General features: G+C 68.5%; 11 protein-coding genes. 8 read left to right on the plus strand and 3 right to left on the minus strand.

The window, feature by feature from the left end:
* Nucleotides 1–44: 44 nt before the first annotated feature.
* On the minus strand, nt 45–362 hold the full coding sequence (locus tag ACZK13_RS19915) for a hypothetical protein (protein WP_049400858.1): 318 nt from the start codon (nt 360–362) through the stop codon (nt 45–47).
* 243 nt (nt 363–605) lie between these two features.
* Between ACZK13_RS19915 and bioB the strand changes: the two genes are divergently transcribed.
* The 5 genes from bioB (at nt 606) to bioC (ending at nt 5443) form a co-directional block, all read left to right on the plus strand.
* Nucleotides 606–1649 carry a biotin synthase BioB gene (gene bioB / locus ACZK13_RS19920; protein ID WP_253144141.1) on the plus strand — a complete coding sequence of 348 codons (1044 nt, stop codon included), beginning with the start codon at nt 606–608 and terminating at the stop codon, nt 1647–1649.
* Nucleotides 1650–1716: 67 nt separating this feature from the next.
* On the plus strand, nt 1717–2940 hold the full coding sequence (gene bioF, locus ACZK13_RS19925; RefSeq protein ID WP_125895472.1) for an 8-amino-7-oxononanoate synthase: 1224 nt from the start codon (nt 1717–1719) through the stop codon (nt 2938–2940).
* A 17-nt stretch (nt 2941–2957) separates the two neighbouring features.
* Complete coding sequence (gene bioH, locus ACZK13_RS19930) at nt 2958–3737, plus strand: pimeloyl-ACP methyl ester esterase BioH (protein WP_253144166.1); 780 nt, start codon at nt 2958–2960, stop codon at nt 3735–3737.
* 29 nt (nt 3738–3766) lie between these two features.
* A complete protein-coding gene (locus ACZK13_RS19935) occupies nt 3767–4546 on the plus strand; it encodes an SDR family oxidoreductase (RefSeq protein WP_253144143.1) in 780 nt (259 codons plus the stop codon).
* A gap of 12 nt (nt 4547–4558) precedes the next feature.
* Nucleotides 4559–5443, plus strand: a complete 885-nt coding sequence (gene bioC, locus ACZK13_RS19940) for a malonyl-ACP O-methyltransferase BioC (RefSeq protein ID WP_164080493.1) — start codon at nt 4559–4561, stop codon at nt 5441–5443.
* 256 nt (nt 5444–5699) lie between these two features.
* On the opposite strand, the gene ACZK13_RS19945 is transcribed toward bioC, so the two are convergent.
* Together ACZK13_RS19945 and ACZK13_RS19950 are read right to left on the minus strand one after the other, a co-directional pair.
* A complete protein-coding gene (locus ACZK13_RS19945) occupies nt 5700–6344 on the minus strand; it encodes a YdcF family protein (protein WP_032127185.1) in 645 nt (214 codons plus the stop codon).
* A complete protein-coding gene (locus ACZK13_RS19950) occupies nt 6329–7291 on the minus strand; it encodes a pyridoxal-phosphate dependent enzyme (RefSeq protein WP_049400864.1) in 963 nt (320 codons plus the stop codon). The genes ACZK13_RS19945 and ACZK13_RS19950 overlap by 16 nt, the downstream gene beginning before the upstream one ends.
* Nucleotides 7292–7450: 159 nt before the next feature.
* On the opposite strand from ACZK13_RS19950, the gene ACZK13_RS19955 reads away from it, so the two are divergent.
* From ACZK13_RS19955 to ACZK13_RS19965, 3 genes are all read left to right on the plus strand, one after another.
* The gene (locus ACZK13_RS19955) at nt 7451–7936 is read left to right on the plus strand and encodes a hypothetical protein (protein WP_197615681.1); all 486 of its coding nucleotides are present in this window, start codon (nt 7451–7453) and stop codon (nt 7934–7936) included.
* Nucleotides 7937–8486: 550 nt separating this feature from the next.
* Nucleotides 8487–10376 (plus strand): tRNA uridine-5-carboxymethylaminomethyl(34) synthesis enzyme MnmG, encoded by a 1890-nt coding sequence (mnmG, locus tag ACZK13_RS19960; RefSeq protein WP_253144145.1) that lies wholly within the window; start codon nt 8487–8489, stop codon nt 10374–10376.
* Nucleotides 10377–10631: 255 nt separating this feature from the next.
* Nucleotides 10632–11162 carry a gamma carbonic anhydrase family protein gene (locus ACZK13_RS19965; RefSeq protein WP_032129113.1) on the plus strand — a complete coding sequence of 177 codons (531 nt, stop codon included), beginning with the start codon at nt 10632–10634 and terminating at the stop codon, nt 11160–11162.
* Nucleotide 11163 lies beyond the last annotated feature (1 nt).

Here is an 11163-nt window from a genome sequence, read left to right on the forward strand (position 1 = left end):
CACCCGAAACCCGGACAGATGCAACGATCTGCCACGCCCGATGTTCAGATCGCCAAACGATGGAGAACGTGGGTCAGCGCAAGCTGGGAACAACCCCGGTCCGGCAGTACACCATCCTCGCCGGGCGCCCCCACCTCGAACCCTTCCTCGACGTCCTCGTAGTACAGCAACCCGTCAGGTAGATGTGCGACCACCCACACCGACTCGATGGTACGCAGCCTGTGCAGTGGCATTGCGCGCAATGGCACACGCAGAGACTCGAAGATGGCTCGATGCCCCGGTGAGCAGTCCTGCAATTGCCGCGCGATCAGGGCTTCCAGTTCTTCGCGGGTGATGGGCAACCAGCTGTCGAGAGGGTCCATTGCAACGCGCCCGATTGAATGTGCACGCCTGAGTGTATCTCCAGGGCCCCGCGCACCGCCTCTTTCCGGATCAGCTTCAACGCGTGTCCCGGCAGCACGTGCCGGCCTGTTGTTGCGTTACCGGGTAGTCGGTGAAGCGGGCCACCACCGCACCGTAAACCATATTCAATACATTTAAGTTGACAGCCCGGACGCGCCCACCCACACTGCCGCCCTCGCTCCACTCGTACCCAAGGTCCCGCCATGGCTGCTGCCATCCGCCACGACTGGCAACACGACGAACTGCAGGCGCTGTTCGATCTGCCGTTCCCCGAGCTGCTGTTCCGCGCCGCAGCGGTCCATCGCGAGCACTTCGACCCGTCGCAGGTGCAGGTTTCCACGCTGCTGTCGGTGAAGACCGGCGGCTGCCCGGAAGACTGCGCGTACTGCCCGCAGGCGCAGCGCTACAACACCGGCGTGAACGCGCAGAAGCTGATGGAAACCGACGCGGTGCTGGCCAAGGCACGCCAGGCCAAGGCCGCTGGTGCGTCGCGCTTCTGCATGGGCGCCGCATGGCGTTCGCCGAAGGACCGCGACATCCCGAAGGTGGCGGCGATGATCGCCGGGGTGAAGGCGCTGGGACTGGAGACCTGCGCCACGCTGGGCATGCTCAGCGGCGAGCAGGCGCGTGCGCTGAAGGACGCCGGCCTGGACTACTACAACCACAACCTCGATACCGCGCCGGACTACTACGATTCGATCATCCACACGCGCCAGTACCAGGACCGCCTGGACACGCTGGAGCACGTGCGCGATGCCGGCCTGAAGACCTGCTGCGGCGGCATCGTCGGCATGGGCGAGACGCGCGCGCAGCGTGTTGGTCTGCTGCTGGCGCTGGCCACGTTGCCGGCGCATCCCGATTCGGTACCGATCAACAAGCTGGTGCAGGTGGCGGGCACGCCGCTGCATGGCAGCGCCGAACTGGACCCGTTCGAGTTCGTGCGCATGATCGCGGTGGCACGCATCGTCATGCCGCGCTCGATGGTGCGGCTGTCGGCCGGTCGCGAGGCGATGAGCGATGAACTGCAGGCGCTGTGCTTCCTGGCCGGTGCCAACTCGATCTTCTATGGCGACAAGCTGCTGACCACCGGCAACCCGGAAAGCGAGCGTGACCTGGCGCTGTTCGCGCGGCTGGGACTGCAGCCGATGGCGGTGCAGGTGGATGCCGAGGGCCACGACCACGGCGGCACCGTGCACGCCGATATCAGTGCCGATACGCCCGGCTGTGGCTGCGCTCACGCGGCCTGAGACGGGCCGCAAGCAGGCGTCGCGGCAACGCGCTACCCTAGCCGCCCCGTCGTCGCATTCAGCCACCATGGCCCGCCCCGACCTGACTGCCCGCCTCCACGCCCAACGCGCCCTGCGCGATGCCCAAGGCCGTCGCCGCCCGCGACGCACGGTCAGCCGTCGTGATGGCGTGCGCCTGGAAGTGGACGGCCAGTGGCTGACCGGCTTCTGCAGCAACGACTACCTGGGCCTGGCCCAGCAGTTCAGCGTGGTCAATGCGCTGCAGGATGCTGCCGCGCGCGAAGGTGCTGGCGCTGGTGCCTCGCACCTGGTCTGCGGCCACCACGCCCTGCACGAGGCACTTGAACGCGAAGTGGCCGAGTGGCTGGGCTATCCGCGTGCGCTGCTGTTCGGCAGTGGCTTCGCCGCCAACCTGGCGGTGCAGCAGGCATTGCTGAGCGAAGAGAACGATGTCTGCGTGCAGGACAAGCTCAACCACGCCAGCCTGCTCGATGCGACGCGGTTGGCCGGTGCACGCCTGCGCCGCTATCCGCATCTGGATGCAGAAGGCGCGATGCGTCAGCTCAAGCACGCGCCCGATGGCGCGGCGATGCTGGCCACCGATGGTGTCTTCAGCATGGATGGCGACATCGCACCGCTGCGTGCATTGTCGCTTGTGGCACGCCTGCAGCAGGCGCTGTTCTACGTCGATGACGCGCACGGCGTGGGCGTGGTCGGTGATGGCCGTGGTGCCGTGGCCGCCGCCGGGCTGGGCGTGGACGACGTACCGCTGCAACTGGTCACGCTGGGCAAGGCACTGGGCGGTTCCGGTGCACTGGTACTGGGCCGTGACGACCTGATCGAGCATCTGGCCGAAACCGCGCGCCCGTACATCTACACCACCGCCGTGCCACCGGCGATGGCCGCTGCGGCGCTTGAAGCAGTGCGCCTGGCGCGCCGCGACCACTGGCGCCGCACCAAACTGACCGACCTGATCGCGCTGTTCCGCAGTGAAGCACGTCGCCACGGCCTGGACCTGATGGCTTCGGAAACGCCGATCCAGCCGCTGCTATGTGGTGATGATCATACCGCCGTGGCGATGTCCACGACGCTGGAACAGGCCGGCTGGCTGGTCGGCGCAATCCGCCCACCGACGGTGCCGGAAGGCAAGGCACGCTTGCGCGTCACCCTGTCCGCACTGCATACGCCGGAACAGGTGCGCGGCCTGGTGGAGGCCATCGCCAGCGCGCGCGACCGCGTGACCCTGGCCGTGCGTGAAGCCGCGCCACCGCCGCTGCCCGCTTTTGCCTGAGTTCCGTGTCGTTGTCCATGCATATTGAAGTGACCGGCCGTGGGCCGGACCTGGTTCTGATCCACGGCTGGGCCCTGCAGGGCGGTGTGTTCGCACCACTGGTGCAGCGCCTGGCGGACCAGTTCACCCTGCACCTGGTAGACCTGCCCGGCCATGGCCACAGCCGCGAGGACACCACGCCGCTGCGCCTGCCGTTCGTGGTCAATGCCATTGCTGCGGCCACGCCGCCGGCGGTGTGGTGCGGCTGGTCGCTGGGCGGCCTGTTCGCGCTGCATGCTGCCGCGACGCTGCCGAAGGTGCGCGGGCTGGCGATGATCGCGGCCACGCCGCGCTTCGTGCGTGGCGAAGACTGGCCGCACGCGGTGGAACCGGCGGTGTTCGAACAGTTCGGGCGCGAGCTGGCCAGCGACTTCGGTGGCACCCTGGAGCGCTTCCTGGCGCTGGATGTGATGGGCTCGGCACACGCCCGCGAGGAGCTGCGCACGCTGCGCCAGCGCCTGGTCGAGCGCGGTGCACCCACCGAACGCGCCCTGCTGGAGGGCCTGCGCCTGCTGGAAAGCACCGATCTGCGCGGCGCACTGCCGACGCTGGGTAAACCCAGCCTGTGGATCGCCGGCCAACGCGACCGGCTGGTGTCTCCGGCGGCGATGCAGGCCGCCGCGGCACTGGCCCCGGGCGGGCAGGCGCTGACCATCGCCCACGGCGGCCATGCGCCCTTCCTCGGCCATGCCGACGAGGTCGCCGCCGCCCTGCAACACTTCGTTGCCGGCCTGTCACCGGCCGATGGCGGACAATGAGCGCCTTCCGAATTCCGCAGGATTGACGCATGGATCTGGGTATCAATGGCCGCTGGGCACTGGTCTGCGGCGCAAGCAAGGGGCTGGGCCTGGGCTGCGCGCGTGCGCTGGTGCGTGAAGGCGTCAACGTGGTGATCGTGGCTCGTGGTGAAGCTGCGCTGCAGGTCGCCGCTGAAGAGCTGCGCGCGCTGGCCGGCGCCGCCGAGGTACGCGCGGTCGTCGCCGACGTCACCACCGAGGCCGGCCGTACCGCAGTGCTGGCCGCGTGCCCGCAGGTGGACATCCTGGTCAACAACGCCGGTGGCCCGCCGCCCGGTGATTTCCGCACCTTCGAGCGCGACGACTGGATTGCCGCGCTGGACGCCAACATGCTGGCGCCGATCGCGCTGATCCGCGCCACCGTCGACGCGATGATCGAGCGCGGCTTCGGCCGTATCGTCAACATCACCTCGTCGGCGGTGAAAGCCCCGATCGACATCCTGGCGCTGTCCAACGGCGCGCGCAGTGGCCTGACCGGTTTCGTCGCCGGCCTGTCGCGCCGCACCGTGGCCCACAACGTCACCATCAACAACCTGCTGCCCGGCCAGTTCGACACCGACCGCCTGCGCGCCAACTTCGCCCACAGTGCGGGCAAGGACGGCGACGCCGACGAAGTGGCCGAACGCCGCCGCCAGCAGATCCCCGCCGGCCGCTTCGGCACACCCGACGAATTCGGCGCCGCCTGCGCCTTCCTGTGCAGTGCACAGGCCGGTTACCTCACCGGGCAGAACCTGCTGATCGACGGCGGCGCCTACCCTGGTACGTTCTAAGAGACTTTCGCAATGCCGTCCCACTTCGATGCCCGCCACGTCCGCCGCGCGTTCGCCCGTGCCGCCAACAGCTACGACGCCGCCGCCGCCCTGCAGCGCGAAGTGCAGTCGCGGCTGATCGAATCGCTGGACTACCTGGAGGCACGCAAGCCCGAGGTGGTGCTGGACATTGGTGCCGGCACCGGCCATGCCAGCGCGTTGATGAAGAAGCGCTGGCCGAAGGCGCAGGTGATCGCGCTGGACGTGGCGCTGCCGATGCTGGACCAGGCCAAGCGCCAGGCCGGCTGGTGGAAGCCGTTCCAGCGCCTGTGCGGTGATGCCGCCGCGCTGCCGCTGGCCGACAACAGCGTGGACGTGATCTTCAGCAACCTGTGCCTGCAGTGGGTGGACGACCTGCCGGCGGTGTTCGCCGGGTTCCGCCGTGTCCTCAAGCCAGGTGGCCTGCTGGTGTGTTCCACCTTCGGCCCGGAAACCCTGATCGAACTCAACGAAGCATTCGCCGCTGCCGATGACCGCCCGCACGTGAGCCGCTTCGCGCAGATCGCGCAATTCGGCGATGCGCTGATGATGGCCGGCTTCCGCGACCCGGTGCTGGACCGCGACCTGTTCACCCTGACCTACGACGACCTGCCGTCACTGATGCGCGAACTGCGCGCGATGGGCGCGACCAATGCCCGCGTCGACCGTCGCCACACGCTGACCGGGCGTGGCCGTTTCGCCGCTGCGGCAGCGGCGTATGAACCGATGCGTCGTGCCGACGGCAAGCTGCCCAGCAGCTGGGAAGTGATCTATGCGCACGCCTGGGCACCGGACCCGGGCGCACCGATCCGCGAAGGCGGGCATGACGTGGCCTCGGTGCCGGTGTCGGCAATTCCGATCCGGCGCAAGCAGAGCTGATCGTCCGGTAGTGCCGGCCGCTGGCGGGCAACTTCACGATTCCATGCTGGGCATCTGCCGGCCAGCGGCCGGCACTACCGCATGCCACGCCTTACGCGAATCGCTCTGGTAGGTGCCAACCTTGGTTGGCACACCCCATCAGATCGCGGTGCCGCCAGCAGTGTGCCGCCCAAGGTCGGCACCTACCAAAGGCGGGTATGGGCCGGCACGTGAACCGGGTAGCGCCGGGCCATGCCCGGCGAGCGCAGCGGCACCCTCAGGTATTGGCCGGCGAACTCAGCGGCGGGCGCACCAGGTCACGGTGGAAGAAATAGATTTCCTGCACCAGGAAGCGCCAGCTGGTGTGGAAGCTGCGGAAGCGCGTGCTGGGCGTGGACGAGGCCAGCGCATCGATGCCCAGCGCCTTGCTCAGGCGCAGCGCGCGCGCCATGTGCAGCGGATCGCTGACGATGATCACCCGGTGCAGGTCGCGCTGGTCCATCAGCCGCTTGGCTTCAACCAGGTTCTGCACGGTATTGCGCGAGGCGGTTTCGATCAGGATCGCATCGTCCGGCACACCATGCTTCAGCGCATAACGCCGCGCCACCTGCGATTCGGAAAAACGCGCACCGGTGCCACCGTAGCCGCCGGTGAAGATCAGCAGCGGCGCGTACTGGGCCTCGTACAGGTCCAGCCCATGCCGGATACGCTCTTCGAACACCGGTGACGGTTTGGCGTCATAGGCGGCCGCACCCAGCACGATGATGGCGTCGGCCTTGGCGGCCTGGTCACGCTCGCCGACCCAGACGATCCAGGCAGTCACGCCCAGCAGCCAGATCACCAGCAGGACAAACAGCCGCCACAGCCAGCCCAGCAGGCCGGTGCGAGGCCGCTGCCGGTCGCGGCTCACGGCGCGCCCCAGCGCAGCGCTGGCAGGTCGACGTTGCCGCCGGACAGCACCAGGCCCACGCGCAGTCCGGCGAAACGTTGCGGCTGCGCCAGCACCGCAGCCAGCACGGTGGCCGAGGACGGCTCGACCACCTGCTTGAGCACCTCCCACAGCAGGCGCATCGCGGCCATCGTCGCCGCGTCATCGACCACGATCACCTCGGCACCGGCCGCGCGCAGCAGTTCGAAATTGGGCGCGCCGATCAGGGTACGCAGGCCATCGCAGATCGTGTCCGGGGTGAACGCGTCCTGGCGCTCGCCAGCGGCCAGCGAGCGCGCGGTATCGTCGGCACCGGCCGGCTCGGCCAGCACCAGACGGGTCTGCGGGCTGGCGTGCTGCAGCGCCAGCGCAGTGCCGCTGGCGAGGCCGCCGCCGCCCACCGGTACCACCAGCACGTCGAACGGGCCGTCGCTGTGCAGCAGTTCCAGGGCGGCGGTGCCCTGCCCGGCCATCACCGCCGGATTCGTATAGGGATGCACCAGGGTCGCACCGGTGTCGGCCTGCACCTTGGCGCAGGTGGCCTCACGGTCGGCAATGGTCGGCGGGCAGTGCCAGAGCGTGGCGCCATGGCGCGCAATATTGGCCAACTTGGCCGCCACCGCACCTTCCGGCACCACCACGTGACAGGGAATGCCCCGGGTACGTGCGGCCAGCGCCAGGGCGGCGCCGTGATTGCCAGAGGAGTGGGTGACCACGCCGGCACTGGCGGAATCAGCCTCCAGCGACCACACCGCGTTGCAGGCACCGCGGAACTTGAACGCACCACCACGCTGCAGGTGCTCGGCCTTGAACGCCAGCTGTGCCCCGGCCAGCGCATCGAGCGTGTGCGAGCGCAGCACCGGGGTCACGCTGGCATGCGGGGCGATCCTCGCGGCAGCAAGCAGGACGTCGTCGGCGCGGGGCAACAGTGAATCGCTCATGACGCAAGATTAACGTATGCCCCCGCGCTGGCGACCGGGACACAGGTCATGCCAGCATGCAGCCCTACGCCTCCATTCATCCTGGCCGGCGGAATTAAGGGCCGATTCAACGCTGGCGCCCGAAGCTGACTGCACACCCGTCCTCTGGGGGGACCCACCATGAAAATGCGCCTGATGCTTGCCGGTGGCCTGTTGCTGGCCCTGACCGGCTGCACCACCTACGACTATGTCGGCGGCGGCCGCAGCGGCAGCTACTACCACGGTGCGCCGTCGGTGGAATACCGCTACCCGGCCGGCTATCCCTACAACTACGGCCCCTACTACGGTGGCTATGGCGGCTACTACGGCGGCTACGGCAACCCGTATTACTCGCGCCCGATCTACCGTCCGCCGCACAACCACCGCCCGCCGCCGCGTCCGGGCAATGGCGGCGAGCACCGTCCGCCGCCGCCGTCGCGTCCGTCGTACAACGGGGGTTCGCCGTGGCGGAACATGGACTCCATGCGCCGCCCGCCGCAATCGAACGCCCAGCCGTCGGCGCCCCCGCCGCAGACCCGTCCGGCACCGGCACCGAGTGCGCCGAGGATGAACGGTTCCCCCTGGCGCAACATGGATCGTGCGACGCAGCGCACAGTTGAGCGCTGAACCGTCTTGCATTTCACACGGTCTAAGCCGCAATCTACGCGGACAGTGACGGCCCGCGTCACAAAGTGACAAAAACGACACGGGCCGCCGCAAAAAGCTCTACGTCGATATCCGACAGGAACATCTGGATCCCCCCTGTTCCGGCCCTGTCGGATGTCGGCACCTCTGAAGACAGACGGCCCCGCAATGCGGGGCCGTTTGTTTTGTTGGGTCGCCAACCGCCGAGGGCTCCAGCGTCAGTAGCTCCACGCCATGCGTGGATGGCGCCTTCCCGACAGCCGCAAAAAAACAGGGCCGGACAGTCCCCCGACTGCCGGCCCTCTGCTCCCCCACCGTGCGCCTGTACCGGCCCCTGTTCCAATTCCGGTCACGGGCGCCTACGGCGCCAGCCACGATGGGTGCTATTGGGTTATCTGCAAAAATCCTGCCAACTTTAGGGCTGATTTCGACGCCGGCCGGCCGGCACCGACGTCCCGGCCCCGAATGGCGCTAAAATCGCCACCCCGGCGCCGCCCCCGGTCCGCGCCCGCCCCCAGCTGAACAGCCCCCCATGAACCCGTCCTTCCATCGTTACGACGTCATCGTCATCGGCGGTGGCCACGCCGGCACCGAAGCCGCGCTGGCCGCGGCCCGCACCGGCGTGCGCACCCTGCTGCTGACCCACAACATCGAAACGGTGGGTGCGATGAGCTGCAACCCGGCCATCGGCGGCATCGGCAAGGGCCACCTGGTCAAGGAGATCGACGCGCTGGGCGGTGCGATGGCGCATGCCGCCGACCGCGCCGGCATCCAGTGGCGCACGCTCAATGCCTCCAAGGGCCCGGCCGTGCGCGCCACCCGCTGCCAGGCCGACCGCAACCTGTACCGCATGGCGATCCGCGCCATCGTCGAAGGCCAGGCCAACCTGACCGTGTTCCAGGCCGCCGTGGACGACCTGGTCATCGAAGGCGACGCCGTGCGCGGGGTCATCACCCAGACCGGGCTGCGCTTCGATGCCGAGGCCGTGGTGCTGACCGCCGGCACCTTCCTGGCCGGCAAGATCCATGTCGGCCCGACCCAGTACGCCGCCGGCCGCATGGGCGACCCGCCGGCCACCACGCTGGCCGCGCGCCTGCGCGAGCGCCCGTTCCAGGTGGATCGCCTGAAAACCGGCACGCCGCCGCGCATCGATGGCCGCTCGCTGGACTACAGCGTGATGGACGAACAGCCCGGTGATTCGCCGCGCCCGGTGATGTCCTTCCTCGGCTCGGTGGACGAGCATCCGCAGCAGGTCAGCTGCTGGATCACCCACACCACCGAACAGACCCACCAGATCATCCGCGACGCGCTGCACCGTTCGCCGCTGTACAGCGGCCAGATCGAAGGCATCGGCCCGCGCTACTGCCCGTCCATCGAGGACAAGGTGGTGCGCTTCGCCGAGAAGGCCAGCCACCAGATCTTCGTCGAACCCGAAGGCCTGGGCATCGTCGAGATCTATCCCAACGGCATCTCCACCTCGCTGCCGTTCGACGTGCAGCTGGAGATGGTGCGCAGCATCCGTGGCTTCGAGAACGCACACATCACCCGCCCCGGCTACGCGATCGAGTACGACTTCTTCGACCCGCGCGGGCTGAAGGCCTCGCTGGAAACCAAGCTGGTCAACGGCCTGTTCTTCGCCGGCCAGATCAACGGCACCACCGGCTACGAAGAGGCCGCCGCGCAGGGCCTGCTGGCCGGCCTCAACGCCGCACGCCAGGTGCGCGGGCTGGACGGCTGGTGCCCGCGTCGCGACGAGGCCTACCTGGGCGTGCTGGTGGATGACCTGATCACCCACGGCACCAACGAGCCGTACCGCATGTTCACCAGCCGCGCCGAGTACCGCCTGCAGCTGCGCGAGGACAATGCCGACCAGCGCCTGACCCCGACCGGCCGCGAAATGGGCCTGGTGGATGATCGCCGCTGGAGCGCGTTCGAGACCAAGCAGGCCGCCGTCGCCGCCGAGCGCGCGCGCCTGGGCGCACTGTGGGCAACCCCAGCCAACGCGCTGGGCCGCGAAGTGCAGGACACGCTGGGCGTGGCGGTCAGCCGCGAAACCAACGTGCTGGACCTGATCAAGCGCCCCGAGCTGGATTACGCCAAGCTGATGCAGGTGCCCTCGCTGGGCCCGGCAGTGGCCGATGGCAAGGTCGCCGAGCAGGTGGAGATCGGCGTGAAGTACGCCGGCTACCTGGACCGCCAGCGCGAGGAGATCGAGCGCCAGCAGCGGCATGAAGCCACGCCGATCGCTGAAGCCTTCGACTACACGACGGTGCGCGGGCTGTCGGCCGAAGCGCTGCAGAAGCTGGAGCGCGTACGCCCGCAGACCATCGGCCAGGCACAGCGCATTCCGGGCATGACCCCGGCAGCGATCTCGCTGCTGCTGGTGCACCTGGAGCGCGCACGCCGGGGACGCGTGGCGTAACACGAGCGCGATAGATGCCATCCACGCATGGCGTGGATCTACTGCAATGCTGCGCGCGATCCGCTGTTCCGCATACAGCATCGGCTACAGCTACGAACCGTAGCGGGTAGTGCCGGCCGCTGGCCGGCAACCGCAGAACTCCAGACATGACCTTGAGGTTGCCGGCCAGCGGCCGGCACTACCCTGCGGTGCGCGCGCGGCGTGCAGACCACGCAGGTATCATCGTCGTGAACGCCCTGATTTCCGGAGACTTCGATGAACCCGCTGCGCCCCTTCCGCGACAAGATGCCCGTCCTCGGCGAACGCGTGTACATCGATCCGGCCTGCACCATCATCGGCGACGTGGAGCTGGCCGATGACGTGTCGGTGTGGCCGGGCACGGTCATCCGCGGCGACGTCAACCATGTGCGTATCGGTGCACGCACGAACGTGCAGGACGGCACCATCATCCACGTCAGCCACCACAGCCCGTACAACAAGGCCGGCTACCCGACCCTGATCGGCGAAGGCGTGACCGTCGGCCACGGCTGCATCATCCATGCCTGCACGATCGGCGATTACAGCCTGATCGGCATGGGCGCCTGCATCCTCGATGGCGCCCGCGTGGAGCGCCATGGCTTCGTCGGCGCCGGTGCGGTGATCGGCCCCGGCAAGGTGGTGGGCGAAGGCGAGCTGTGGGTCGGCAACCCTGCACGACCGGCACGCACGCTCAGTGACAAGGAGATCGAGGCGCTGCATTACTCGGCCGACCACTACGTGCGGCTGAAGGACGAATACCGGGGCTGAG

Source organism: Stenotrophomonas sp. 99219_Sma (assembly GCF_056480785.1).

What these genes read in the sequence shown, in the direction of transcription:
- ACZK13_RS19915 (WP_049400858.1), bottom strand. Translation starts at nt 362, where the DNA reads ATGGACCCTCTCGACAGCTGGTTGCCCATCACCCGCGAAGAACTGGAA.
- bioB (WP_253144141.1), top strand. Translation starts at nt 606, where the DNA reads ATGGCTGCTGCCATCCGCCACGACTGGCAACACGACGAACTGCAGGCG.
- bioF (WP_125895472.1), top strand. Translation starts at nt 1,717, where the DNA reads ATGGCCCGCCCCGACCTGACTGCCCGCCTCCACGCCCAACGCGCCCTG.
- bioH (WP_253144166.1), top strand. Translation starts at nt 2,958, where the DNA reads ATGCATATTGAAGTGACCGGCCGTGGGCCGGACCTGGTTCTGATCCAC.
- ACZK13_RS19935 (WP_253144143.1), top strand. Translation starts at nt 3,767, where the DNA reads ATGGATCTGGGTATCAATGGCCGCTGGGCACTGGTCTGCGGCGCAAGC.
- bioC (WP_164080493.1), top strand. Translation starts at nt 4,559, where the DNA reads ATGCCGTCCCACTTCGATGCCCGCCACGTCCGCCGCGCGTTCGCCCGT.
- ACZK13_RS19950 (WP_049400864.1), bottom strand. Translation starts at nt 7,291, where the DNA reads ATGAGCGATTCACTGTTGCCCCGCGCCGACGACGTCCTGCTTGCTGCC.
- ACZK13_RS19955 (WP_197615681.1), top strand. Translation starts at nt 7,451, where the DNA reads ATGAAAATGCGCCTGATGCTTGCCGGTGGCCTGTTGCTGGCCCTGACC.
- mnmG (WP_253144145.1), top strand. Translation starts at nt 8,487, where the DNA reads ATGAACCCGTCCTTCCATCGTTACGACGTCATCGTCATCGGCGGTGGC.
- ACZK13_RS19965 (WP_032129113.1), top strand. Translation starts at nt 10,632, where the DNA reads ATGAACCCGCTGCGCCCCTTCCGCGACAAGATGCCCGTCCTCGGCGAA.